The organism is Candidatus Moraniibacteriota bacterium, from assembly GCA_016699425.1.
Classification (GTDB): Bacteria; Patescibacteriota; Minisyncoccia; order Moranbacterales; family UBA1568; genus SSEF01.
This window is the reverse complement of record CP064975.1, coordinates 820,188-841,799: the sequence shown is the minus strand read 5'-3', so window position 1 is coordinate 841,799 and position 21,612 is coordinate 820,188. Positions and strand designations below refer to the sequence as shown.

Genomic DNA, 21,612 nt, shown 5'->3' with positions numbered 1-21,612 from the left:
GGGTAAATAGAAACTTTTTCTTGGATGGGAGATTTCCAACTGTGTTTAGTTTATTGCTATTTAAAGCCATAAGACTGGTGTCATCAATCAGTAAAACTTGACAGAAACACTGTAAAGTGGTAGTGGGCTGTGTTATCCTAGAGCTACGTTCTTTTCCTCAACCTGACCACATATTGGAGGTCCATCATGGTCAGTCTCTGGCAACTCTTTGCCGTGTTGGTGATCGGCATTATAATGGTTCTGGTCACGGTGCTGATCGTGATCTTGATTGAAACCCGGTTTGGGCCGAAGTTTATAGCCCGTTCCTGGAGCCGACTTAAAACCGTTTTCTGTTCTCAGGACGCTGATCAGCTACTGAAGTATGCAGTGGCCTATAACGGTGTCCTCCTTTTGGCGATACTCTATCCACGAGGAGAAGCGCCTGCTGACCTAATTGGTCTGCTTGGGCCAGCCTTACAGATGAGCGTAATCGCTGCACTCGCACTGCTTTTTTATGCGGAGATAGCGCAGCGACGCTGAGATTACTAGCTTTCCTGAGATAGGTGACCCTGATGATTCCGGGCCACCTCTTCTTTTTCAGTTCCTTTGGCTGCTATACTTATAGGGGTATACGTTCATCTGTGTCGATTTATTTATGAACCGAATTGTTTCGAAGGGGCTTGAAGCGCTCCGTAACCCGAAGACGCTCCTCCTCCTCATCGCGCTGTATTGCGCAGCACTTCTCATCTTTGCCATGATTCTCGTCCGGGTGATCGGACTCACTCCCTGTCCGCTCTGCATCGTCCAGCGTTTCGGCTATGCTTTGGTCGGCCTCTCGGCACTCGTGGGATACATGGCCTGGTGGCCACGCTTCAGTGTGCGCGTGTCCGGCGCGGTGGTTGCTGTCTTTGCTTTCCTCGGCTGGCTGGTAGCGTTTCGCAATGTCATACTACAGCGCTTTCCGGTCGCCCACGATGCCACTGAGGGTTGCGCGGTCTCTTTCGGATCATTCATCGATGATGTCGTCTTTGCGCTCGGTGGGACGGGGAATTGCGCGACGGTTGATTGGACGCTCATCGGGCTTTCGATCGCTGACTGGTCTCTCATCGCCTTCACTGGGCTCACGGCGGCCGGTGTCTGGATCTTTCTCAAAAGCAAATCTCTGGATTCTCAAACTCCGCCAGCTGGAGTCTCACTGTCAGCAGTGTAGCATCTTGTTGTATTTCGGTTGGATAAAAAAAGAACACCGTCCGATCGTTGATCGGTTGGTGTCTTCATAGTGTCTGGTTCGTGTCTCGTCTTGGAGGCTAGGCTGCTGCTTGAAGCTTCGATCCGGGCAATTCGAGCGCCAGAAGCTGATCGTGGCGTTGCCAGAGCGGGAGCAGCCCGGGACGATGCGCGGTCATCCACTGGATATACGGGTCGATTTTGACTCGTGACAGTTCATGGTGGCCGGGAGCAGTGTCGGCCCACATCAGGATAGCCACTTCAGGGAAGACACCCGCGCGTTTCAGCCGAGTCTTGCTCATGAGGGCGAGTAGGATGGAATGCTCCAGGGAAATACCCTCGTCGAGCGCGGCGCGGCAGGGCCAGTGGTGGACGAAATTGAACTGCTTGATTTGCCCGCCAGCCACATCCTGAGCGTGCCGAAACTTCGGCAAGTAGGCGCGCCACCAGATGTCATCTGGCGAGAGCGGACTTTCCAAGCCAAAGCACATGGCAGTGCCGTGCGTCTTGTATTCGAACATCATCGAATCGCCTCCGCCGTTTTGTTGGCAGAGCGCCGGGAAATAGCCCTTCATGTGAAAGCGGCTTCCATCGGAGCAGAGCCCGCAGGCCTGGTAGTGTTGGAAACGGGTCCCGTCGAAAGGGATAAGCGCCACGGTAGCGCTGAGCTCCTTCAGGAGCGCGAGATCGTCGGCAGAACAGAAGCTCATCGGCATGATGCAAATTCTCCTGGGTGGGGTAGTTGAGTTGTTAAGTAGCGAAGATCTTGGTGATCTTGTCACGAAATCTTTCCTTGGTTCACTCGGTTGAGTGCCAAGCGTCAGATTGGGTAACCGGACCAACCTGGCCATCATGCTACTCGCATCAAACACTGTCAAGAGCTATGAAAAAATCCGCCGGAGCGGATTGATTCTACATCATCGGCATCAGCCCCTAGGCGGCGGACTTGGCCAGGGTGCGGATGGCGCGGGTCGAGAGGCGCAGCTTCATGCCACCGATGTGCTTGGTTTGCAAATTGATCGCAAACGTGCGGCGGGTGTGGCGCTTGGAATGACTGATCTTGTTACCGGTTTGGGTCCCCCGGCCGGAAAGTTGGCAGACGCGGCTCATACGATGGATAGAATCAAGAATGATGAATTGAGAATTATGGTTCGATACGAGGAAGCACAGTACTCGAGAGTCTAGCATGGTATTATAGTTTTAGCAAGCGCCGGAGCCAGTGGTTTTTGTCTGTTTTGTCTGGCCATGGGAATTCTTTCTGATCCATATTCTTTATTCGAACTGCTTAATTTTTCTGCCATATGTCGAACGAAATAGTCTTGATCGCGTTCTATTTTTCGATTCTCCTCTACTCGATTATCTTGCATGAAGTGTCACATGGGTTCGTGGCGCTCTGGCTGGGAGACTTGACGGCGAAATACGAGGGACGGTTGTCGCTGAACCCGATCAGTCACATCGATCCGGTCGGTTCCATCCTCATCCCACTCCTCCTCATCCCGACTGGTTTCGCGTTCGGCTATGCCAAACCGGTGCCGTATAACCCCTACAATCTGCGCGATCAGAAGTGGGGACCGCTCATGGTCGCACTCGCTGGTCCTTTCTCGAACTTCCTGATTGCGGGGGTAGCGGCTGTCATGGCGGCTGTCTTGCCTCTTTCGTCCATTGCAAAGATCGATATTCTTAACCGATTTTCTATCGTCATCCGCGGTGGGGATGGTTTCTTCGAACGTTTCGGTTTTCTGGCCGATGCGATGGCAGGATCATTGCCTGGCATTACCTTCGGGCTGCTCCTCTTTGTGATCTTTTGGAATATCGTTCTCGGATGTTTCAATCTGTTACCGTTTCCCCCGCTTGACGGATCGAGATTGCTCTTTACCCTCTTTCCGATCAAGGAGAAGACCCAATTTTTCTTCCAACAATACGGGTTCTTTTTCCTGATTCTTTTGCTTATTTTCCCCCCGACGAGCCACCTCATCTCGATGATTATCGGATTCTTCCTGAATCTGTTCCTAGGGTTCACACATTAGAGTGGCAAGAACCGGCAGACCCCGAGTGAGAGGAGGGGGAACACGGGACCAATCAATGAGCGGGTTCCTCCTCGTGGGCTAACTTTTGGCTATCTTGACAAGCCCCTCCTCATCCGATACACTGGCTCCACATTCGACACCTAGTCTTTTTTTGTTTGTCTCATAACGAAATCTCTGCTGTGGCCACGATCAACCAACTCATCAAGCGTCCCCGCAAGACTGCTCGGAAGAAATCTAAGTCTCCGGCGATGACCTTCGTCATCAATACGGTCAAGAACCGCATCACCAAGACCGATAGCCCGTACAAGCGTGGTGTGTGTCTGAAGGTGACGACGATGACTCCGAAGAAGCCGAACTCAGCCTTGCGCAAGATCGCCCGTGTCCGCCTGACCAATGGTATGGAAGTCACTGCCTATATCGGTGGTGAAGGTCACAATCTCCAGGAGCACTCAATCGTCATGATCCGCGGCGGCCGGGTGAAGGACTTGCCGGGTGTGCGGTATCACGTCGTGCGTGGGATCTTTGACGCCGCTGGGGTGAATACTCGCAAGCAGAGCCGCTCCAAGTACGGTGCCAAGAAGGAGAAGAAGAAAGACTAAATTCTCTCGAGAGCTAGTGGCTCGTAGCTGGTAGCTTATTAGAGAGAAGGGAAGAAAATTTTTTGAGAGTCCGCTACAAGCTACTTACTATTACCTAAGAAGCTCGACAACTATGCCACGGAGAAAACGACAGTTTGATAAGGAATGGAAGGCGGATGCCCGTTTCGGGAACCCGCTCGTGGGGCATTTTGTCGGGATGATCATGTGGGCGGGCAAGAAGAGTACGGCCGAACGGATCATCTATGATGCGTTTGATATCATCGCCGAGCGGACCAAAAAAGCCGGTCTCAACACTTTTGAGCAGGCCATCAAGAATGTCGCGCCGTTGCTCCAATTGAAGAGCCGTCGTGTCGGTGGGGCCAACTATCAGGTCCCAGTTCCAGTTTCGGGCGAACGGCGCCAAGTCCTCGCTATGCGCTGGATCCGCGATGCTTGCCGTAACCGCAAGGGAAAGTCGATGGCCAACAAGCTCGCCGATGAGCTGATCGATGCTTCGAACAAGATTGGTTCGGCGATGAAGAAACGCGATGAGACGCACCGCATGGCCGAAGCCAACAAGGCCTTCGCTCATTTCGCGTAAGCTAACCAACAACCGACAACCCATAACCCACAACAGAACAAAGAGAGGTAAGGGATGATTCAGGAGTTGTTGGTCGTAAGTCGTAAGTTGTAGGTTAAACAAAGTATGCCCCGTAAAATCGCCATCGAGAAGTATCGCAATATTGGTATCATCGCGCACATCGACGCCGGTAAGACGACGACGACTGAGCGTATCCTCTTCTACACTGGCATCACGCACAAGATCGGCGAGGTGCACGAAGGTGAGGCGACCATGGACTGGATGGAGCAGGAGCGGGAGCGTGGTATCACCATCACCAGCGCCGCGACGACGTGCTACTGGAAGGACCACCATATCAATATCATCGACACACCCGGACATGTGGACTTTACGGTAGAAGTGGAACGCTCTCTCCGTGTCCTCGACGGTGGTGTGGTTGTGTTCGATGGCAAGGAAGGCGTGGAGCCGCAGTCCGAGACGGTCTGGCGCCAGGCGGAAAAATACAAAGTGCCGCGCATGTGTTTCATCAACAAGATCGACAAGGAAGGGGCTGTCTTCGAAGATGCATTGACGTCTATTTGGAATCGTCTTACGCCGAACGCGGTCGCGATCCAGTATCCGCTCGGCCTCCGTGGGGACTTTTACGGTCTCATCGACCTCATGACCATGAAGGCCTATACCTTTGAAGGGGAGATGGGTGAGAAGGTAATTGAAAGCGAGGTCCCGGCTGAATACGCCGAGAAGGCCAAAGAGTGGCGCGAGAAAATGGTGGAAAAGATCGCCGAGAGCGATGATGCGCTGACCGAGAAATTCCTCTCGGGGGTTGAAATCTCTGTGCCGGAACTGAAGGCGGCTCTGCGTAAGGCAACCATCGAGGTCCGACTCCATCCGGTCATGACGGGGACGGCGCTCCGCAACAAAGGCGTTCAGCTCGTGCTCGATGCGGTCGTCGATTATCTCCCGTCACCCGTCGATATTCCACCAGTTACGGGCATCGATGCCAAGACCGAGCAGGAAGTGGAGCGCAAGACTGACGACAACGAAAAATTTTCCGCGCTCGCGTTCAAGGTCGCGACCGACCCATTCGTCGGCCAGCTCACCTTTTTCCGTGTCTATTCCGGTACGGTCAAGGCTGGATCGTATGTCCTCAATTCCACAAAAAATGAAAAGGAACGAATCGGTCGTATCCTCCGGATGCATGCTAATCATCGTGAGGACATCGAAGATCTCGCAGCTGGTGATATCGGTGCCCTCGTTGGGATGAAGGCGACCATGACCGGTGATACGCTGTGTGATCCAGAAGCGCCGGTGATTCTCGAAAACATTGTCTTTCCGGAGCCGGTCATCGATATCGCAGTCGAACCGAAGACGAAGGCTGATCAGGAAAAGATGGGCGTTGCCTTAAAGAAACTTTCCGAAGAAGATCCGACCTTCCGCGTTCACACGGATGAAGACTCGGGCCAGACTATCCTCTCGGGTATGGGCGAGCTGCACCTCGATATCATCGTCGATCGCATGCGTCGCGAATTCAAAGTCGAAGTGAATGTCGGTCGACCGCAGGTCGCTTATCGTGAAACAATTCGTGAGATGGCTCAAGCCGAAGGCAAGTATGTCCGTCAGTCGGGTGGTCGCGGGCAGTACGGCCATTGTTGGATCCGGCTCGAGCCGAATGAGCAGGGTAAGGGCTATGAATTCTTCGACGAGACCAAAGGCGGTGTCATCCCACAGGAATTCATCAAGCCGATCAACAAGGGCATCGAAGAGGCGACCCAGACGGGTGTCTTGGCGGGTTATCCGGTCGTCGATGTGAAGGCGACGGTCTATGACGGATCATTCCACGACGTCGACTCATCCGAAGCGGCGTTCAAGATCGCCGGTTCGCTTGCCTTCAAGGAGGCAATGCGGCGCGCCAAGCCGATCATCCTCGAGCCGATCATGAAAGTCGCCGTTATTATGCCAGAGAGCTTCATGGGCGATATCGTCGGCGACCTGAATGCGAAGCGTGGCATCATCAAGGAAATGACCGACCGGGGCGAGGGCAATGCGCGTGTGAAGGAAGTAACGGCCGAAGTTCCGCTCGCCAGCATGTTCGGCTATGCGACTCAAATGCGCTCGATGAGTCAGGGCCGGGCGAGCTACTCCATGGAATTCGCTCACTATGCGGAAGTCCCACGGAACGTGGCGGAAGAAATCATGGGTGCCAAGACGGGTGGAGCGGCCAAAGAAGAGAAATAATTTTCCAGCAAATTTGAGTCAGCGTACGTAAAAGCCCGGGTCCTTCCCGGGCTTTTACATCGCCTCTCTCCTGCTGCCCGACAAGGTCGGGAGCTCATTAAAAAGGACGAGTTTTTTGTAATGGGGGCATTTCTGACTCGTACGAAAAAGTTGTTTGATTCTCTTGGACGCGTGGGGCGTTTGCCTAGAGAAATAGTTTTATGATATCTTGCACTTCCGTAAAACTACGGAACGGGAAGAACCTTACCACCAACCAAGAGGGAGAGCTGCTATGTCGTCTGGCGACTATTTGATCGAGCCTTTCGTGGGTCTTCAGGGGAGTCTCGCTGATTTGATTACCTTGGCGGGAATTACGTTCAGTGCCGCCGATGTGGCCCTGCTGGATGTACTGGTGAAACATAACCAGCTGCCCGCTGCAGAGACATGCGTTGTAAGCGTGCGAGATCGCTTTAACGGAGCAGTGGCCGGTGACTATTACGTGCAGGTAACGACCGATAGGTTTTCTGACGGCCGTACTGTCCCGATACCGTTACCTTTTCAGTTGATGGAAAGTGTTGTTCTTGTTAGACTAGAGCCTCAAACCGGCTGTAAAGTTGACTTTAAGCCTTAAATTTCATTCAGCATGTCAAAAAAAATGGTCACGTCACTGTCCCCGCTGCAGCAGTCGTGAGACGGTGAAGAATGGCTCCCAAGGCTACAGCCATCACTACCTGTGTCGTGCTTGTGAACATTCTTTTTCTCGTTACTTCGGGCATGATCCGAGACTGCTGTGGATCGAGCATATTGATGGGGTACCGTTTCGTAAATTAGGAGATGAATATGGTCTCTCGGGAAAACAAGCCTTCGTGAGAGTTACAAGAGAATTAGCACAACTTCCTTCCAATGACGCTCTGACGCAAACCCTCTGTGACCCGAGACGCTTCTCGGGCATCCTTGTCATGGATGGGAAGTATGTGGCGGTCAAAGGCTTTGCGAGAAAGATTCCTTTTCTCTACGGCATTGATTACTTGACCCACGATATTCCCTTCGGGGCTTTGTATACAGCGGAAGATGAGGTGTCCTTCTCACGTTTCTTCCATCAAGTGAAGCAACTTGGCTATGATCTTCAGATCGTGGTCGCCGATGACCGCTCTGGCCTGAAAAAGGCTCTCCTGAAGGTTTTTCCGTCGGCTCGGCTGCAGCTCTGCCACAACCACTACCTGGAGAATATCCGGGTGGCTTTACGGGTGCGGAGTGAAGAGCGATACCGGCCCTTCTTTTACGCTCTCAAGGAGAGCGTGTTTGGAGAACGAGAGGATGTGACGAACGCCATTCGATCTTTTGCCGCGAGCATCAAGAGAGAGAAACGTCTGCTCAAAAACATCGTAAGTGAGATAGCGTACCGGCAGGAGGAACTCTTCAATTACTTGCTGCTGCCAGGCTGTCCCAACAACACCAATCTCATTGAACTCTACAATTCCCATCTCAATGGGAGGCTGAAGACGATCAAGGGTTTTCAGAGTTTTGCTTCGGCTCAGTGTTGGTTGAATGCGTGGATGATACGGAGGAGAACCAAGCCTTTTACAGATTGTGAAGCTAAATTTAAATATTTGAACGGTTACCCTTCACTCTCTTTGAGTATCAAAAAACAGGCTCGCTGGCCTGAGACATTAGTAAAACTAGGCGTAGAAGCAGTAAAACTTTTTGAAAAAAAGCGTCCTACTATCAACTGAAAAGGTAACGGTAACTACTGTCCCGATTTATCCAGCGTCTTTCTTCACACTCATCGCTCGCATGAGAAAGGAGCACTGGCAACGCCTCACATATCGATCCTTGATCTCACTGGCGTTTATGGCGCATCCGGAAACGGGTGTTCAGTACTGCGTGTACGTCTTTACTCCTGACAGGGAATGGGAGGAGTGTACGCGGTACGGAAAGCTGGTGAGGGCGGAAGAATGGGTACCCCGGACGTCCTATGTGTGGGGATATGAAGGAGGGGCGAAACAAGCCCCGCATCAGTTCCGCGTGGCTCCCGATGGCTATTATGGGATGTTCATCGAGTAGCTTCCAGATTAAAGTCAGCAAGAAATTCCGATATCCCGCGTGTGGCATCAGCCGCCGCGGGATCTTCATTTAAGAATAATCAGGAAATCCCACTCAGAAGGGCCATCAGGGCATCACTGGTCTTGGATATGTGGAGTGATGAGGGGGCTATTCATATTGAACCTGAAAGAGGTGTAGAATAAGGAAAGTAGATAATTTCTAAAATCCTCCTTATGCTAGGTTTTGAGAGCGTGTCCTCGGCTCCAACAGAAAAGGAACTTTCCCCGGAAGATAAAGCGGTTATGAGTCGGCGGACATTTCTAAAGGTAGCGGGTGCTGCGGCGGCGGGTGCAGTACTCGAGGCACTCCCGTCCGAATCTCAAGCAGAGACAGGGGGTGACCTCTTCTTTGAGAGAGGAGTTGTTGTGACAGAATTTGATAAGAAAGCAATAGCCAAGACACTCAATACGCTTGCGTCCGGTGCCGCTGCTCAGTTTCAATATATGCCACCCGATGAATTAGAAGTGTACACAATCATTGCGACTATTTCTCTCCCGGATGGAAGTATAAAAGAAGGGAGAATGGCTGGTTTCCCTGGATCGCCACACGGCAAGGCATGTCGTGATGCGCTCCTGAAGGCCTTTGGAAAATACTAAGGAAGACTGGTTTACGGCGTGAAACAGGGCTGGACTTGACCCCGCACCATTTCAGAGGAGAATCTCGAGTAATTTGAAGACAAAAGGCATAGCCACTTCACGGCATAAACACGAAGAAGGGACTATTTTTTTGTAGAAAGGGTGCTGGGGTTGACAGGATTTTTTCTCCTTGCTATTATCCTGATTGACGCTTTCCTGAGCCGTTTTTGTCTGTTGGTGAGGACGGACCAGGAAAATGAAAAATTTTTCGTAATCAATCATTTACTTAATGATGTACACAAGAAAGTCGTCAAAGACGGCTTCGGGTGTCAGTCAACAGTATGGCAGAGCAATTTCAGCGAACTAAGCCGCACGTAAACGTCGGCACGATCGGTCACGTCGACCACGGTAAGACGACCACGACGGCCGCCATCCTTCACGTGCTCTCCATGAAGGGCTTTGCCAAGGAAAAAGGTGTCGACGAGATCGACAAGGCGCCGGAGGAAAAGGAGCGCGGTATCACTATCTCGACGTCTCACTGTGAGTACGAGTCCGACAAACGCCACTACGCGCATGTCGACTGTCCTGGCCACGCGGACTATATCAAGAACATGATCACTGGTGCCGCCCAGATGGACGGTGCGATTCTCGTTGTGTCTGCAACAGACGGTCCGATGCCGCAGACGCGTGAGCATATCCTCTTGGCGAGCCAGGTCGGTGTGAAGAACATCGTTGTGTTCCTCAATAAGGTGGATATGGTGGACGATGCCGAGCTTATCGACCTCGTCGAAGCCGAAGTCCGCGAACTTCTTTCCAAGTACGATTTCGATGGCGACAATGCCGCGGTCATTCGTGGGAGTGGTCTGAAGGCACTTGAGTCCAAGTCAATCGATGACGCCGATGCCAAGCCGATCCTCGACCTCGTCGCGGCACTTGACGAGCGTATCCCAGAACCAGTCCGTGACACAGAAATGGCGTTCCTCATGCCGATCGAAGACATCTTCTCCATCGAAGGCCGTGGAACCGTCGTCACTGGCCGAATCGAGCGGGGGGTCGTCAATATCAACGAAGAAGTCGAAATCGTCGGTATCCGTGACACAGCCAAGACGGTCGTGACCGGTATCGAGATGTTCAACAAGCAACTCGACCGTGGCCAGGCAGGTGACAACGCCGGTCTCCTCATCCGGGGTATCAAAAAGGAAGACGTCGAGCGCGGCCAGGTGTTGGCCAAGCCTGGATCAATCACTCCGCACACTGAATTTGAGGGCGAAGTCTATATCCTGAACAAGGAAGAAGGCGGCCGTCACACCCCGTTCTTCAAAGGCTACAAGCCGCAGTTCTATATTCGGACGACGGATGTGACCGGCGAAGTCATCCTCCCGGAGGGGACGGAAATGGTCATGCCAGGTGACACGGTGAAACTCAAGATCGTGCTCATCGCTCCGGTCGCCATGGAAGAGGGTATGCGTTTTGCTATCCGTGAAGGTGGTCGTACCGTCGGTGCCGGTGTCGCGACAAAAATCATCAAGTAACTTTGACGGAACTGACCCAGCACCTCGTGAGGCGCTGGGGACTGTTCTCTCAAAAGAACTCATTCACAATCATGGCTACCAAGAAAAAAGAGGAAGTGACGACGCGAGTCCGCATCAAGATCAAGGCGTATGACCACAAGGTCATCGATCAGTCGGCTCGGAAGATCGTCGAAACCGCAGAGCGAACAGGTGCCGAAATCACTGGCCCAGTTCCGCTCCCGACCGAGATCCACAAGGTGACGGTCAATCGGTCGACGTTCGTCCACAAGAATGCGCGCGATCAGTATGAGATGCGGGTGCATAAGCGGCTCATCGATATCCTGAACCCGAATGCAAAGACGATCGACAACCTCACAAATCTGGATTTGCCAGCGGGGGTGGATATTGAGATCAAAATGTAGTTTAAAATCCTTGTTTCTGGCGATCTGCTTTCGCTTCATCTCCGGCCCGAGCTCGATGTATTCTTATACACCTTGCTCGGTTCCTCGGTGGCTTTGCGCAGCCCATCCAGAAACAAGGATTTTAAAGAAAATAGTGAGGTACTCGTTCAAGTCCCTGTCCATAGAGTGATGGACGCGTAAGCTAAGTGTAGTCAGATGTGGTCCGTCCGCATCGCTACGCGAAGCGTTGCGGGCGGGGATACTAAGCGAGCCAGACAGGAACTGGCACGCGTGGACGGCGATCCAGTTTTTTTGTTGAAATCAGAAAGTAAGTCACGAGCGAATCATATGAAGTGTCTTTTGGGGAAAAAACTTGGCATGACGACACTCTTTGATGAAGCCAAGGGAGCGTTGAACGTGACTCTGATCGAGTGCGAACCGAACACTATCGCGCTGCATCGGACGACTGAGAAGAACGGCTATGTCGCCGTCCAGCTTTCCCATCCCAAGACCAAGAAAGTCATGACGGCCCGTGAGTTCCGCCTCGATCTCAACGACACAACCGAGGAAGAAGCAGTGAAGACACTTGAGTCGCTCGCGGTTGCCTCAACTCTCACGGTTGCTCAGTTTGTTGTCGGTGAGAAGGTTCATATCTCGGGCATTACCAAGGCCAAAGGTTTCCAGGGTGTCGTGAAGCGTCACGGTTTTGCAGGGGGTCGCGGGAGTCATGGTGGCAAGCATGACCTGCGGAAGCCCGGATCAATCGGGGCGACATTTCCGGAGCACGTCATCAAGGGCCGCCGCATGGCGGGACGGATGGGTGCAGATCGATTCACCGTGAAGAATCTCGTTGTTGATTTCATTGATGAGGAGAAGGGTATTCTCGGTGTTCGCGGCGCGGTGCCCGGGGTAACGGGTCGTATCGTTGAAATCCGCAGCGCCAAATAACTGACCTTATGTCCAAGATCACTGTCAAAAACTTAGCCGGACAGGATGTCGAAACGATTGAGCTCGACGACCGGATCTTTGATGTGAAGCGCAATGATGCGCTCGTTCACCAAGTTTTCACCGTCCTCATGGGCAATCTCCGGAGCACTATCGCCCATACCAAGGACCGGAGCGAACGTGCGGGGACTGGCAAGAAGCCATGGAAACAGAAGGGAACGGGGCGTGCTCGGGCCGGTTCCGTCCGGAGTCCGCTCTGGCGCAAAGGTGGCGTCACCCACGGACCGACGAATGAGCGGAATTTCTACCGTGAAGTCAGCCAAAAGATGCGCCAGAAAGCCGTCCTCATCGCTTTGTCGGAAAAGCTTCGCACCGGAAAACTTGTCGTGGCAGACACGCTCGCTGTCGCCAACCAGAAGACACAGGCCTTCAATACGGCGCTGGACGCACTCGCCATCAATCCACGCAAAGTCGTCGTGAGCCTCATGACCGCTGAACAGTCCGAGGGGCGTGCGATACGCAACATCCCGACCGCTACCGTCGTTCACAATCCCGACCTGAATGTCCTGCACCTCCTCTCGGCTGAGTACGTGCTCATGAGCAAGAATGCGCTCATGGAAATTGATACTCGCTTCAAGAGCTGGAAGAAATAATCGTATGGCTACGAAACCGACCGCAACCAAAGAAATGAAAGTCGAGAAGCAACTCTCGTCCTTGGCGACGCGCGTATTGCTTCGTCCACGCATCACCGAAAAGGCATATGCTGTGAACGCGCTCGACCAGTATGTATTCCAGGTGGCAAGTGCGGCGACCAAGACTGAGGTGAAACGGGCGGTCGAGGAAGCCTATGGTGTCACAGTCATCGCTGTGAATATGGTGCGCCTTCCGGGCAAGCGTAAAAACCTCGGCCGAACGGTCGGTCAGCGGAGTTCGGTGAAAAAAGCGCTCGTCCGGCTCAAGAAGGGCGAATCAATCCAGTTATTCCAAGCCGGTATCTAAGACTATGGCCATCAAGATCTACAAAAAGAATACTGCTGGTCGCCGCTTCATGTCAGTCGTGAAGCCGGATGCTTTGACGGACAAGAAACCGGAAAAGACATTGCTGGCCCCGTTGCCGAAGAAAGCCGGTCGCTCGCTCGGAAAAATTTCTGTCCGTCACCAGGGCGGGGGAGCCAAACGGCGCTACCGCATGATCGATTTCAAGCAGGACAAGCACGGTATCCCGGCAAAGATCGCCTCGATCGAGAAAGATCCAAATCGCTCGGCCTTGATTGCCCTTCTCACCTATGCAGACGGAGAAAAGCGCTATATCCTTGCGACACATGATATGCGAGCTGGGCAGACGGTTGTGTCGGGTCCGGAAGCGCCGGTCGCGCCTGGAAATCGACTTCTGCTTTCCAATATTCCTGCTGGTACGACCATCTGCAATATCGAAATGCAGCGCGGCAAGGGCGGACAGATCGTCCGGAGTGCTGGTTCCCAGGCGACCCTCATGGCGCTCGATGGACCGATGGCGCAGGTGAAACTGTCCTCGAGCGAGGTCCGTCTCGTTCCAAAGGACTGCTATGCGACAATCGGCCAGGTGAGTAATTTTGAACACAGTGCCGAGCGTATCGGCAAGGCGGGTCGCGCCCGTCACATGAACCGTCGTCCGACAGTCCGGGGTACGGCCATGAACCCGGTCGATCACCCGCACGGTGGTGGTGAAGGTCGGCAGCCGCTTGGTATGCACCCGAAGACACCATGGGGGAAGCCGGCACTCGGTAAGAAAACTCGCAAACGTAAGCACCGTAGCAACCAGTACATCATTCGCCGCCGCAATAAGAAATAACTAACGACATACAACCGACAACCTACAACTCACCGTAATGCCCGAGTCATCCAGAGAGGAGCATTGTCGTCAGTTGTCGGTTGTTGGTAGATAGTCAAGAATTATGTCACGCAGTCTCAAAAAAGGACCATACGTCGACCCGAGAGTCTTGAAGAAGCTCGAAGGACGGAAACACGGCGACCGCACGGTCATCAAGACCTGGTCGCGTGCTTGCATCATCGCGCCTGAGATGGTAGGCTTTACCTTTGGTGTTCACAATGGCAAGGACTTCATTCCCGTGCTGGCGACTGAAGAAATGGTTGGTCATCGGCTGGGCGAGTTTTCTTCAACGCGGAAGTTCTCTCGCCACGGTGGCAAGATGCAGAAGGAAATCGAGCTCGCTGGCAAGCAACGTGAACTCGATGCTGCGAAGGCCGCCAAAAGTTCTGACAAGAAATAACTGAGACTCTATGCGCGTTGTAGCCAAGCTGAACAATCTGCGCATCGCCCCTCGCAAGGTGCGATTGGTCACCCACTCGATTGTGGGGTTGCCTGTCGCGGCGGCGCTCGTCCAGCTCCGTCGACAGGTGAAGCGGAGCTCTCAGCCGATTACTGTGCTTCTGAAGAGCGCCATCGCCAACGCGAAGAACAATTTTAAACTCGCCGAAGAGGCTCTGTACGTGAAAGAAGTCCGTGTGCTCGACGGTACTCGGCTAAAGCGCTTCACACCAAAGGCATTTGGTCAGGCGACACCGATCCTCCGTCGGACATCGAAAATCCATATCATCCTGGATGAGCGTGCTCCGAAGGCGTCGGTGAAAGCTGTCGCGAAGAAAGCAGTAGTGAAGAAGGTCGCCAAAACTTCGACGATGACCGCCAAGAAACCAACAACTGTTAAGAAGTCTGAAAACAAGCAAGCCTAAGCGCTATGGGAAACAAGACCAATCCAACTGGAATTCGACTCGGCATCACCGCTGACTGGCAGTCACGCTGGTTTGCCGATAGCAAGAAGAGCCTCCGCACCAATCTCCGGAAGGATGTCGAGATGCGCAGCGTTCATCCAGAGGCAGTGGAAGAGCGCGGCCATCGCTTCAGTTGAGATCGAGCGATCCACGGGCATGATGAAGCTGATCATCCGGACGTCTCGTCCGGGCGTCCTCATCGGCCGCGGTGGTACCGGGATTGAGGACCTCACCCGGGTTCTCCGCAAGCGTTTCTTTGCCGGCAAGAAAGTCGACCTCAAAGTCGAAGTCCAGGAAGTGAAGTATATGGAAGAGAGCGCGATGCTTGTCGCTCAGCAGGTGGCGGAGCAGCTCGAGAAACGCACCCCGTTTCGCCGCGTCCTGAAGGGCACGCTCGACCAGGTCGAAGCGAACAAAGCTATCCTCGGCGTAAAGATCGAAATCGCGGGCCGGCTGGGTGGTGCCGAGATGTCCCGACGTGAGTGGCTGTCCCGCGGGAAAATCCCGCTCCATACGCTCCGTTCTGAAGTGGATTTCGCTCGCTATGAAGCACGGACAACCTATGGTGTCATCGGTGTGAAGGTTTGGATTTACAAGGGAGAGAAGTTTGAAGAAAAGGAAAAGACCGAAGAATAATCTCGATACCAGAAGAAGACGGCTATGAACCTCATGCCCCGAAAAGTGAAGCACCGAAAAGTCCAACGCGGATACAATCCCGTTGGTACGGTGGCGTCGCGTGGCGACAAGATTAGCTTTGGCGCTTTCGGGCTGAAGGCGACTGAGGGCGGTATCATCTCGGCTCGTCAGATTGAAGCGGCGCGGCGGGCTATGACCCGGTTCATTCAGCGCGGTGGCAAGGTCTGGATCCGTATTTTCCCAGATAAGCCGATTACCAAGAAGGGCGAGCAGGTCCCGATGGGGAAGGGGAAGGGGACGCCGGACCATTTTGCGGCCAAGGTTTCGGCTGGTCGGATGCTCTTTGAGCTCGATGGTGTCTCGAAAACTACAGCGGCTGAGGCGATGCGGCTCGCAGCCCACAAACTGTCTGTGAAGAGCCGATTTGTTGTCAAAGAATAAGCGTATGAAAGCGAAAGAATGGCGGGAAAAAACAGTCGGTGAGCGCGAGAAGACCTTGCTCGAGCTCCGTGATCGCCTGCGAGTGCTCCGTTTCGATCTCGCGACACGCGCTTCGAAGCAGCACAGCGAGCATCGGAAAACGCGGCGCGATATCGCCCGGCTCCTGACGCTCGAGCGTGAAGAAGGCATGAAACAAGATTAAGCCCGATGAATGTAACAAGTGTATGACGACAGCACCGAACACCAGTAAGCAGAAGAATACCCCGACCTGGAAAGGCACGGTGGTTTCGAATCGCATGAAGAACACGGTGGTGGTCGCTGTTGAGACCCTCAAGACGCACCCGAAATATAAGAAACAGTACCAAGCAACGAAGCGCTACAAGGTGGAAACGGAGGGTAAGGAATACGCGCTCGGTACGGTGGTGACATTTCGCGAGTGCCGCCCGCTTTCGAAAGAGAAACACCATATCGTCATTGCTGAATAAATGCTCCCTGAGACTAGACTATGATCCAAGCAGAATCCAGACTGATCGTCGCAGACAACTCCGGGGCCCGAGTCATCGAGTGCTTCAAGGTGCTCGGTGGCACACGCCGCCGGTATGCTGGTCTCGGCGATATCGTGGTGGCCTCGGTCAAAGTCGCGGAGCCGCGTGGTCTCGTGAAGAAGGGTGACAAGGTAAAGGCAGTCATCGTCCGCCAGCGGACCGCCCATCGTCGCAAGGACAACTCCTATATCCGTTTCGATGAGAACGCGGCCGTCATCCTCGAAGGCACGACGCAGGATCCGAAGGGTTCCCGTATCTTCGGACCGATTGCCCGTGAACTGCGCGAAAAGGGATTCGCAAAAATCGTCTCACTCGCTCCTGAAGTACTCTAAGGTTATGAAGATCAAGAAAGGCGACCAAGTGCAAGTAATAGCCGGCAAGGACCGGGGCAAGCGTGGCACCGTGTCTCGCGTGTTTCCGACGCTCGATAAGGTCATCGTCGAAGGAGCGAATATGGGCAAGCGTCATCGCAAGGCTAAGACAGCGGGTGAAAAGGGTGAGCGTGTGGAACTGGCGATGCCGATCCATGTCTCGAATGTCATGCTCGTTGACCCGGAGACTGGCAAGCCATCGCGTGTCGGGTACCGGGTCAGTGGCACCGAGAAAGTCCGCGTCAGTAAGAAATCCGGCAAAGATTTGAACTAGCGATATGTCATCCCTCACCAAGAAAAATTACGAACAGAAGGCTCTCCCGGCGCTGAAGCAGCTCCTCAAAACGGAGAATCCGAATGCACTCCCGAAAATCGACCGGGTGGTCGTGAACGTGGGCGTCGGCAAGTTCCTCAAGGAGGCGAACCGGATCGAAGAGATTCGTTCGTCACTCGAGATGATCACCGGGCAGAAGGTCGTCGCGACCAAGGCGCGCAAGGCCATCGCCGGGTTCAAGATCCGTGAAGAGCTCGAAGTCGGGATGCGTGTGACCATACGCGGCAAGCGGATGTGGGACTTCCTCGACCGGCTCGTCCATGTGGCCCTGCCGCGCGTGCGTGATTTCCAGGGCATCACACTCCGATCGGTCGATACCTATGGCAATTGCAATATCGGTATCAAAGAACACATGGTCTTCCCAGAAATCATTCCGGAAAAAGTCCAGACCGTTTTCAGCTTCCAAGTCACGATTGTCACGACCGCCAAAGACAAAACAGCTGGCGAATGTCTGTTCCGTGCCCTCGGTCTCCCACTCCAGACGGTTACCCAAGAAGCCTCACACTAAACACGAAGCATATGGCAAAAACATCGACCTACGCTCGCTCTCAGAAGACGCCGAAGTTCTCGACTCGGATCGTGCGGCGTTGCTGGCGCTGTGGCCGGAAGCATGGGTATCTCCGGGCGTACGATATCTGCCGCATCTGCTTCCGTGAGCTCGCGAGCAAAGGCGAGATACCAGGCGTTCGGAAGTCATCGTGGTAATTACGAGATCCTCAAACATCACACTCGATTATGTTAGACCCAATCGCAGAAATGCTTACTCGAATCAGGAATGCCCAGCGCGCCGGCCATCCGAGCGTTGCTCTTCCGGCTTCCCGAATGAAACTGGCGATCGCCGAGATTCTCAAGGCGGAAGGCTTTGTCGAGAGCGTGGAGGTGATTGAAGAGGGCATCCGAAAGACTCTGGTCATCGGCTTGAAGTATCGCCAGGTTTCGCTCACGAAGCGTGAGCCGGCCATCCAGGAAATTGAGCGGATCAGCAAGGAGGGCCGCCGTGTCTATGTGAAGCAGAATGAGGTTGTCAAAGTGAAGAACGGCTATGGCATCTCGATCATCTCGACCTCTCAGGGACTCATGACTGGACTCGCAGCGCACAAGCGCCGACTCGGAGGGGAATATATCTGCCAAGCCTGGTAATATCACGACTATGAGTAGAATCGGAAAAAAGCCATTTCAGATCCCGGCCAATTGCGAAGCCTCACTGCACGCAAACGTGTTGACCGTGAAGGGTCCGAAGGGCACGCTGTCTCTGACGCATACGCTCGACGTCTCGATCACGATCGCGGACGGCCAGATCACGATCGAGAAGAAGGGGAGTTCACTTCAGGCTCTCGCTATGTGGGGGACGATGGCCAAGCTCGTGAAGAACCTCTTCGAAGGTGTGACGACTGGATTCTCTCGAGCGTTGGAGCTCAATGGCGTCGGCTATCGCATGACGGCCGCTGGCAAGAAACTGACCCTTGCGCTGGGTTTCTCTCACCCTGTGGTGATGGAGGTGCCAGATGGTCTCGAAGTGAAAATCGAGAATAATGTGCTCACGATAACGGGCCTCGACAAGCAGAAAGTCGGACAATTTGCCGCAGTGGTGAAGAAGCTCAAACCCGTCGAACCGTATAAGGGCAAAGGCTTCCGCTATGTCGGTGAGCAGGTGCGGCACAAAGAAGGCAAGAAAGCCGCGGCCTAATTGAGAATGAAACTTTATGAAGAAGCTACAGAACAAAATCGAAAAGCGCATCCGGCGGCATGTCAGAGTTCGATCGAAGATAATCGGTACGCCAGCGTGTCCGCGGGTTGCTGTCCATCGTAGTCTCCGAGGCGTCTCTGTACAAGCCATCGATGACCAGGCGGGTAAGACCCTGGCTCAGGCCAATTTCCTCGAGCTCGGTAAGAAGCGAAAGAATACCGTCGCTGAGGCGAGCGCGATCGGTAAGCTTCTCGGTGAACGTCTGGTCAAGCTCGGTGTGAAGGCGGCGGTGTTCGATCGGGCCGGCTACCTCTATCATGGCAAGGTGAAGGCTGTCGCTGAAGCCGTGCGAGGAGCAGGCATTACCATGTAAGTTTTGAATACGTAAACGCTCTATAATCACGCTCTATGGCGACAAATGAACAATCGAAGGGTGGGCGGCCACGTCGCGGTGGACCACGGGGACAGCGCCGTGAACGACCGGAGTACGATCAGAAAATGCTCAATCTCGCGCGCGTAACGCGTGTCGTGAAGGGCGGACGGCGTTTCCGTTTCCGCGCGACCCTCGTCATCGGCAATCGCAAAGGCAAAGTCGGTGTCGGTGTCGCCAAAGGGAGCGATGTCTCGGATGCGATCCAGAAAGCCTTCCAGGCCGCGAAGAAGAGCATGATCACAGTCCAGCTTACAGGGAGCTCGATCGCGCACGATGTGAATGCCAAGTACGGGAGTGCCAAGGTGCTTCTCAAACCCGCCACAGCTGGTCGTGGGCTCATCGCCGGAGGTGCCGTACGAGCGGTTATGGATCTTCTTGGAGCAAAAGACATCATCGCCAAGAGTCTCGGGAGCTCCAATAATCTGAATGTTGCTCAGGCAACACTCCTCGCCCTCCAGAAGCTCCGCACCAAGCCAGAAGAAGTTGTGGCGGAAAAAGCCGTCGAAGCCAAGTCGGAGGTCAAAGAAGTCAAAGAAAAAGTTAGCCCAGCGGAAGTCGCCGCCTAAGATACTCCTATGCAGATCCACGAATTACAACTCGCCCCGCGGAAGAAGACACAACGCATTGGTCGCGGAGGGAAACGCGGCACGACCGCTGGTCGCGGGACCAAAGGCCAGGGCGCACATGGTAAGAAGAAAGATCCACTCTTTGAAGGTGGTCGCTCTTCGCTCGTCGAACGGATGAAGAAACTTCGCGGGTTCAAGTCGGTTTATCAGAAGCTCTTCACCGTGACATTGGATCGTCTCGAGAAACATTTCCAGGATGGCGAGAAGGTGACGCGCGATGCGTTTGTCGAGAAGAAAATCTTTGGCAAAGTCGTCCGTCGCGCCGGCGTGAAAATCGTCAACACGGGCAAGCTCACCAAGAAACTCGTCATCGGCAAGGACATCGAGCTCACCACTGGCGCGGCTGAAGTGCTGCGAGCTGGCGGCTCAATGATTGAGGAATAAAGTCCAGCTACTAATCCTGGGTAAAAAAGCTTCCTCTTGTAGAGAGGTTCTCGTGCTGGCAATCAGGCGGAGCAGTTAAAATAGAGGCTTATTTGAAGTTCTTTTTTGTACCTCCGAGAGAAGGTTAAGAACCCATGATAATATTCAAAACATATGGGTCCAGAGACTCCAGAGTTCCATCAAAAAGAGATTAAAGAGAAAGAGGCTGTGCCTAATAGGCATCGCCATATAGAATTGGTGTTGGAGTCAATAATGGCACATGCCAATTCTCTCACATCGGAAGAAATCGAGGATGTCCAGGATATTATTAGTCTTGCCAAAAAAGGAGCTGGCCCTGGTCCATTTGGCGATACAACATCTTATAACCAAGTGGTGGTTGGGGGAGGTTTGGATTATTTAGGAAAAATATTATTGAAAGTAGGTAAAACACAAGACGATACACAGCAGCTGCTCAAGGCCATGCTTAACGATTTAAATGCGCCGAAATAATCGAGTCCAGATTCTTCCATCGATGGGAGCACCGAAATCCGAGGCTTATCTGAGCCTCTTTTTCGTACTCCGGATATGACATTCGGACCTGGTATACTGGCGTAAGATTAACGACTATTTATGCTTCTTTATCTCACCTCTGTTGCCTCGAAAACTTTGAATCTTCTCGTGTCTGCACTTCCAAGACCTGCGAGCGAAATGAACCTGATCTTTATTGATACAGCTGCAACCGTAGAAGACGGTCCGAAACCTTGGCTTCAAGCTGATATTGAAGCTTGTCGGAAAATTTTTCAAGAAGTAGCAGTGATAGATGTCGCCTCTGTTGCTAAGGAAGTGTGGATGCCAAAAATAAGTAAAGCAGATGTAATTTTCTTTAGCGGAGGGAATACTTTTTATCTTCTTCAGGAGGTAAGAAAGAGTGGACTGAATGAGGTTGTGAAGAAAAGAGTCCAGGAAGGAGCGGTATACATTGGTTCGAGTGCGGGCGCACTTCTCGCGGGACCCACGGTCGAACTGGCAAAAGATGCCGATGATCCAGGGAGAGCGCCTGGACTAACTTCGTTTGAGGGATTGTCGTTAGTCAACTTTGTGCCCTGGCCTCACTTCGTAGAAGAGCAGAGAGATGAGCTTGAGGTAATGCAGAGAGAGTATAAAGAATATCAATTCATTCCTTTGGCTGACGACGAGGCCGTTTTGGTGAAAGATGGAGAGAGTAAGATTCTTAGATCGAAAGCAGCATAGGAGGGGTCCTCAT

The 21,612-nt window shown here is 53.2% G+C and carries 34 protein-coding genes and 1 pseudogene; 33 read left to right on the top strand and 2 right to left on the bottom strand.

Annotated features, from left to right (window positions below; genetic code table 11):
- Positions 1 to 186 precede the first annotated feature (186 nt).
- Positions 187 to 519 carry a hypothetical protein gene (locus IPJ68_04385; GenBank protein QQR78292.1) on the top strand — a complete coding sequence of 111 codons (333 nt, stop codon included), beginning with the start codon at positions 187 to 189 and terminating at the stop codon, positions 517 to 519.
- Positions 520 to 634: 115 nt separating this feature from the next.
- Complete coding sequence (locus IPJ68_04380) at positions 635 to 1,189, top strand: disulfide bond formation protein B (protein QQR78291.1); 555 nt, start codon at positions 635 to 637, stop codon at positions 1,187 to 1,189.
- 97 nt (positions 1,190 to 1,286) lie between these two features.
- On the opposite strand, the gene IPJ68_04375 is transcribed toward IPJ68_04380, so the two are convergent.
- Together IPJ68_04375 and rpmB are read right to left on the bottom strand one after the other, a co-directional pair.
- The gene (locus IPJ68_04375) at positions 1,287 to 1,922 is read right to left on the bottom strand and encodes a hypothetical protein (GenBank protein ID QQR78290.1); all 636 of its coding nucleotides are present in this window, start codon (positions 1,920 to 1,922) and stop codon (positions 1,287 to 1,289) included.
- A gap of 217 nt (positions 1,923 to 2,139) precedes the next feature.
- On the bottom strand, positions 2,140 to 2,316 hold the full coding sequence (gene rpmB / locus IPJ68_04370) for a 50S ribosomal protein L28 (protein QQR79254.1): 177 nt from the start codon (positions 2,314 to 2,316) through the stop codon (positions 2,140 to 2,142).
- Between the two features lie 191 nt (positions 2,317 to 2,507).
- On the opposite strand from rpmB, the gene IPJ68_04365 reads away from it, so the two are divergent.
- From IPJ68_04365 to IPJ68_04215, 31 genes and pseudogenes are all read left to right on the top strand, one after another.
- Positions 2,508 to 3,233 (top strand): site-2 protease family protein, encoded by a 726-nt coding sequence (locus IPJ68_04365; GenBank protein QQR78289.1) that lies wholly within the window; start codon positions 2,508 to 2,510, stop codon positions 3,231 to 3,233.
- Between the two features lie 179 nt (positions 3,234 to 3,412).
- Positions 3,413 to 3,832 (top strand): 30S ribosomal protein S12, encoded by a 420-nt coding sequence (gene rpsL, locus IPJ68_04360; protein QQR78288.1) that lies wholly within the window; start codon positions 3,413 to 3,415, stop codon positions 3,830 to 3,832.
- A 112-nt stretch (positions 3,833 to 3,944) separates the two neighbouring features.
- Positions 3,945 to 4,412, top strand: coding sequence for a 30S ribosomal protein S7 (rpsG, locus tag IPJ68_04355; GenBank protein QQR78287.1), 468 nt, complete (start codon positions 3,945 to 3,947; stop codon positions 4,410 to 4,412).
- Between the two features lie 105 nt (positions 4,413 to 4,517).
- Positions 4,518 to 6,626 carry an elongation factor G gene (gene fusA / locus IPJ68_04350; GenBank protein ID QQR78286.1) on the top strand — a complete coding sequence of 703 codons (2,109 nt, stop codon included), beginning with the start codon at positions 4,518 to 4,520 and terminating at the stop codon, positions 6,624 to 6,626.
- Between the two features lie 271 nt (positions 6,627 to 6,897).
- Positions 6,898 to 7,236, top strand: a complete 339-nt coding sequence (locus IPJ68_04345; protein ID QQR78285.1) for a hypothetical protein — start codon at positions 6,898 to 6,900, stop codon at positions 7,234 to 7,236.
- A gap of 64 nt (positions 7,237 to 7,300) precedes the next feature.
- On the top strand, positions 7,301 to 8,338 hold the full coding sequence (locus tag IPJ68_04340) for a transposase (protein QQR78284.1): 1,038 nt from the start codon (positions 7,301 to 7,303) through the stop codon (positions 8,336 to 8,338).
- On the top strand, positions 8,310 to 8,669 hold the full coding sequence (locus IPJ68_04335) for a hypothetical protein (protein QQR78283.1): 360 nt from the start codon (positions 8,310 to 8,312) through the stop codon (positions 8,667 to 8,669). The genes IPJ68_04340 and IPJ68_04335 overlap by 29 nt, the downstream gene beginning before the upstream one ends.
- Before the next feature lie 212 nt (positions 8,670 to 8,881).
- Positions 8,882 to 9,304 carry a twin-arginine translocation signal domain-containing protein gene (locus tag IPJ68_04330; protein QQR78282.1) on the top strand — a complete coding sequence of 141 codons (423 nt, stop codon included), beginning with the start codon at positions 8,882 to 8,884 and terminating at the stop codon, positions 9,302 to 9,304.
- Positions 9,305 to 9,624: 320 nt separating this feature from the next.
- Entirely contained in the window at positions 9,625 to 10,815 is a 1,191-nt protein-coding gene (tuf, locus tag IPJ68_04325; GenBank protein QQR78281.1) for an elongation factor Tu, read from the top strand.
- Between the two features lie 71 nt (positions 10,816 to 10,886).
- Positions 10,887 to 11,216: a 30S ribosomal protein S10 gene (gene rpsJ, locus IPJ68_04320; GenBank protein ID QQR78280.1), complete on the top strand. Its 330-nt coding sequence runs from the start codon at positions 10,887 to 10,889 to the stop codon at positions 11,214 to 11,216.
- Positions 11,217 to 11,543: 327 nt separating this feature from the next.
- Positions 11,544 to 12,143: a 50S ribosomal protein L3 gene (gene rplC, locus IPJ68_04315; GenBank protein QQR78279.1), complete on the top strand. Its 600-nt coding sequence runs from the start codon at positions 11,544 to 11,546 to the stop codon at positions 12,141 to 12,143.
- An 8-nt stretch (positions 12,144 to 12,151) separates the two neighbouring features.
- Positions 12,152 to 12,793, top strand: coding sequence for a 50S ribosomal protein L4 (gene rplD, locus IPJ68_04310; protein ID QQR78278.1), 642 nt, complete (start codon positions 12,152 to 12,154; stop codon positions 12,791 to 12,793).
- Positions 12,794 to 12,827: 34 nt separating this feature from the next.
- Positions 12,828 to 13,139: a 50S ribosomal protein L23 gene (gene rplW / locus IPJ68_04305; protein ID QQR79253.1), complete on the top strand. Its 312-nt coding sequence runs from the start codon at positions 12,828 to 12,830 to the stop codon at positions 13,137 to 13,139.
- Positions 13,140 to 13,143: 4 nt separating this feature from the next.
- Positions 13,144 to 13,971 (top strand): 50S ribosomal protein L2, encoded by an 828-nt coding sequence (gene rplB, locus IPJ68_04300; protein QQR78277.1) that lies wholly within the window; start codon positions 13,144 to 13,146, stop codon positions 13,969 to 13,971.
- 103 nt (positions 13,972 to 14,074) lie between these two features.
- On the top strand, positions 14,075 to 14,410 hold the full coding sequence (gene rpsS, locus IPJ68_04295) for a 30S ribosomal protein S19 (GenBank protein QQR78276.1): 336 nt from the start codon (positions 14,075 to 14,077) through the stop codon (positions 14,408 to 14,410).
- A gap of 10 nt (positions 14,411 to 14,420) precedes the next feature.
- A complete protein-coding gene (gene rplV, locus IPJ68_04290) occupies positions 14,421 to 14,873 on the top strand; it encodes a 50S ribosomal protein L22 (GenBank protein ID QQR78275.1) in 453 nt (150 codons plus the stop codon).
- 5 nt (positions 14,874 to 14,878) lie between these two features.
- A pseudogene (rpsC, locus tag IPJ68_04285) lies at positions 14,879 to 15,548 on the top strand (30S ribosomal protein S3).
- Between the two features lie 24 nt (positions 15,549 to 15,572).
- Positions 15,573 to 15,989 (top strand): 50S ribosomal protein L16, encoded by a 417-nt coding sequence (gene rplP, locus IPJ68_04280; GenBank protein ID QQR78274.1) that lies wholly within the window; start codon positions 15,573 to 15,575, stop codon positions 15,987 to 15,989.
- A 4-nt stretch (positions 15,990 to 15,993) separates the two neighbouring features.
- On the top strand, positions 15,994 to 16,191 hold the full coding sequence (gene rpmC / locus IPJ68_04275; protein QQR78273.1) for a 50S ribosomal protein L29: 198 nt from the start codon (positions 15,994 to 15,996) through the stop codon (positions 16,189 to 16,191).
- 22 nt (positions 16,192 to 16,213) lie between these two features.
- On the top strand, positions 16,214 to 16,474 hold the full coding sequence (gene rpsQ / locus IPJ68_04270) for a 30S ribosomal protein S17 (protein QQR78272.1): 261 nt from the start codon (positions 16,214 to 16,216) through the stop codon (positions 16,472 to 16,474).
- Positions 16,475 to 16,494: 20 nt separating this feature from the next.
- A complete protein-coding gene (gene rplN / locus IPJ68_04265; GenBank protein QQR78271.1) occupies positions 16,495 to 16,866 on the top strand; it encodes a 50S ribosomal protein L14 in 372 nt (123 codons plus the stop codon).
- Between the two features lie 4 nt (positions 16,867 to 16,870).
- On the top strand, positions 16,871 to 17,179 hold the full coding sequence (gene rplX, locus IPJ68_04260) for a 50S ribosomal protein L24 (GenBank protein QQR78270.1): 309 nt from the start codon (positions 16,871 to 16,873) through the stop codon (positions 17,177 to 17,179).
- 4 nt (positions 17,180 to 17,183) lie between these two features.
- Positions 17,184 to 17,747: a 50S ribosomal protein L5 gene (gene rplE / locus IPJ68_04255; protein QQR78269.1), complete on the top strand. Its 564-nt coding sequence runs from the start codon at positions 17,184 to 17,186 to the stop codon at positions 17,745 to 17,747.
- Positions 17,748 to 17,758: 11 nt separating this feature from the next.
- Complete coding sequence (locus IPJ68_04250) at positions 17,759 to 17,944, top strand: type Z 30S ribosomal protein S14 (GenBank protein ID QQR78268.1); 186 nt, start codon at positions 17,759 to 17,761, stop codon at positions 17,942 to 17,944.
- Positions 17,945 to 17,974: 30 nt separating this feature from the next.
- Positions 17,975 to 18,379, top strand: coding sequence for a 30S ribosomal protein S8 (rpsH, locus tag IPJ68_04245; GenBank protein ID QQR78267.1), 405 nt, complete (start codon positions 17,975 to 17,977; stop codon positions 18,377 to 18,379).
- A 10-nt stretch (positions 18,380 to 18,389) separates the two neighbouring features.
- The gene (gene rplF, locus IPJ68_04240) at positions 18,390 to 18,926 is read left to right on the top strand and encodes a 50S ribosomal protein L6 (protein ID QQR78266.1); all 537 of its coding nucleotides are present in this window, start codon (positions 18,390 to 18,392) and stop codon (positions 18,924 to 18,926) included.
- A 16-nt stretch (positions 18,927 to 18,942) separates the two neighbouring features.
- On the top strand, positions 18,943 to 19,299 hold the full coding sequence (locus tag IPJ68_04235; GenBank protein ID QQR78265.1) for a 50S ribosomal protein L18: 357 nt from the start codon (positions 18,943 to 18,945) through the stop codon (positions 19,297 to 19,299).
- A gap of 35 nt (positions 19,300 to 19,334) precedes the next feature.
- On the top strand, positions 19,335 to 19,925 hold the full coding sequence (gene rpsE, locus IPJ68_04230; protein ID QQR78264.1) for a 30S ribosomal protein S5: 591 nt from the start codon (positions 19,335 to 19,337) through the stop codon (positions 19,923 to 19,925).
- Positions 19,926 to 19,934: 9 nt separating this feature from the next.
- The gene (locus tag IPJ68_04225) at positions 19,935 to 20,369 is read left to right on the top strand and encodes an uL15 family ribosomal protein (GenBank protein ID QQR78263.1); all 435 of its coding nucleotides are present in this window, start codon (positions 19,935 to 19,937) and stop codon (positions 20,367 to 20,369) included.
- Positions 20,370 to 20,522: 153 nt separating this feature from the next.
- The gene (locus IPJ68_04220) at positions 20,523 to 20,858 is read left to right on the top strand and encodes a hypothetical protein (GenBank protein ID QQR78262.1); all 336 of its coding nucleotides are present in this window, start codon (positions 20,523 to 20,525) and stop codon (positions 20,856 to 20,858) included.
- 120 nt (positions 20,859 to 20,978) lie between these two features.
- Complete coding sequence (locus tag IPJ68_04215; protein ID QQR78261.1) at positions 20,979 to 21,599, top strand: Type 1 glutamine amidotransferase-like domain-containing protein; 621 nt, start codon at positions 20,979 to 20,981, stop codon at positions 21,597 to 21,599.
- Positions 21,600 to 21,612: the final 13 nt, after the last annotated feature.

What these genes read in the sequence shown, in the direction of transcription:
- IPJ68_04385 (QQR78292.1), top strand. Translation starts at nt 187, where the DNA reads ATGGTCAGTCTCTGGCAACTCTTTGCCGTGTTGGTGATCGGCATTATA.
- IPJ68_04380 (QQR78291.1), top strand. Translation starts at nt 635, where the DNA reads ATGAACCGAATTGTTTCGAAGGGGCTTGAAGCGCTCCGTAACCCGAAG.
- IPJ68_04375 (QQR78290.1), bottom strand. Translation starts at nt 1,922, where the DNA reads ATGCCGATGAGCTTCTGTTCTGCCGACGATCTCGCGCTCCTGAAGGAG.
- rpmB (QQR79254.1), bottom strand. Translation starts at nt 2,316, where the DNA reads ATGAGCCGCGTCTGCCAACTTTCCGGCCGGGGGACCCAAACCGGTAAC.
- IPJ68_04365 (QQR78289.1), top strand. Translation starts at nt 2,508, where the DNA reads ATGTCGAACGAAATAGTCTTGATCGCGTTCTATTTTTCGATTCTCCTC.
- rpsG (QQR78287.1), top strand. Translation starts at nt 3,945, where the DNA reads ATGCCACGGAGAAAACGACAGTTTGATAAGGAATGGAAGGCGGATGCC.
- fusA (QQR78286.1), top strand. Translation starts at nt 4,518, where the DNA reads ATGCCCCGTAAAATCGCCATCGAGAAGTATCGCAATATTGGTATCATC.
- IPJ68_04345 (QQR78285.1), top strand. Translation starts at nt 6,898, where the DNA reads ATGTCGTCTGGCGACTATTTGATCGAGCCTTTCGTGGGTCTTCAGGGG.
- IPJ68_04330 (QQR78282.1), top strand. Translation starts at nt 8,882, where the DNA reads ATGCTAGGTTTTGAGAGCGTGTCCTCGGCTCCAACAGAAAAGGAACTT.
- tuf (QQR78281.1), top strand. Translation starts at nt 9,625, where the DNA reads ATGGCAGAGCAATTTCAGCGAACTAAGCCGCACGTAAACGTCGGCACG.
- rpsJ (QQR78280.1), top strand. Translation starts at nt 10,887, where the DNA reads ATGGCTACCAAGAAAAAAGAGGAAGTGACGACGCGAGTCCGCATCAAG.
- rplC (QQR78279.1), top strand. Translation starts at nt 11,544, where the DNA reads ATGAAGTGTCTTTTGGGGAAAAAACTTGGCATGACGACACTCTTTGAT.
- rplD (QQR78278.1), top strand. Translation starts at nt 12,152, where the DNA reads ATGTCCAAGATCACTGTCAAAAACTTAGCCGGACAGGATGTCGAAACG.
- rplW (QQR79253.1), top strand. Translation starts at nt 12,828, where the DNA reads ATGAAAGTCGAGAAGCAACTCTCGTCCTTGGCGACGCGCGTATTGCTT.
- rplB (QQR78277.1), top strand. Translation starts at nt 13,144, where the DNA reads ATGGCCATCAAGATCTACAAAAAGAATACTGCTGGTCGCCGCTTCATG.
- rpsS (QQR78276.1), top strand. Translation starts at nt 14,075, where the DNA reads ATGTCACGCAGTCTCAAAAAAGGACCATACGTCGACCCGAGAGTCTTG.
- rplV (QQR78275.1), top strand. Translation starts at nt 14,421, where the DNA reads ATGCGCGTTGTAGCCAAGCTGAACAATCTGCGCATCGCCCCTCGCAAG.
- rplP (QQR78274.1), top strand. Translation starts at nt 15,573, where the DNA reads ATGAACCTCATGCCCCGAAAAGTGAAGCACCGAAAAGTCCAACGCGGA.
- rpmC (QQR78273.1), top strand. Translation starts at nt 15,994, where the DNA reads ATGAAAGCGAAAGAATGGCGGGAAAAAACAGTCGGTGAGCGCGAGAAG.
- rpsQ (QQR78272.1), top strand. Translation starts at nt 16,214, where the DNA reads ATGACGACAGCACCGAACACCAGTAAGCAGAAGAATACCCCGACCTGG.
- rplN (QQR78271.1), top strand. Translation starts at nt 16,495, where the DNA reads ATGATCCAAGCAGAATCCAGACTGATCGTCGCAGACAACTCCGGGGCC.
- rplX (QQR78270.1), top strand. Translation starts at nt 16,871, where the DNA reads ATGAAGATCAAGAAAGGCGACCAAGTGCAAGTAATAGCCGGCAAGGAC.
- rplE (QQR78269.1), top strand. Translation starts at nt 17,184, where the DNA reads ATGTCATCCCTCACCAAGAAAAATTACGAACAGAAGGCTCTCCCGGCG.
- IPJ68_04250 (QQR78268.1), top strand. Translation starts at nt 17,759, where the DNA reads ATGGCAAAAACATCGACCTACGCTCGCTCTCAGAAGACGCCGAAGTTC.
- rpsH (QQR78267.1), top strand. Translation starts at nt 17,975, where the DNA reads ATGTTAGACCCAATCGCAGAAATGCTTACTCGAATCAGGAATGCCCAG.
- rplF (QQR78266.1), top strand. Translation starts at nt 18,390, where the DNA reads ATGAGTAGAATCGGAAAAAAGCCATTTCAGATCCCGGCCAATTGCGAA.
- IPJ68_04235 (QQR78265.1), top strand. Translation starts at nt 18,943, where the DNA reads ATGAAGAAGCTACAGAACAAAATCGAAAAGCGCATCCGGCGGCATGTC.
- rpsE (QQR78264.1), top strand. Translation starts at nt 19,335, where the DNA reads ATGGCGACAAATGAACAATCGAAGGGTGGGCGGCCACGTCGCGGTGGA.
- IPJ68_04225 (QQR78263.1), top strand. Translation starts at nt 19,935, where the DNA reads ATGCAGATCCACGAATTACAACTCGCCCCGCGGAAGAAGACACAACGC.
- IPJ68_04220 (QQR78262.1), top strand. Translation starts at nt 20,523, where the DNA reads ATGGGTCCAGAGACTCCAGAGTTCCATCAAAAAGAGATTAAAGAGAAA.
- IPJ68_04215 (QQR78261.1), top strand. Translation starts at nt 20,979, where the DNA reads ATGCTTCTTTATCTCACCTCTGTTGCCTCGAAAACTTTGAATCTTCTC.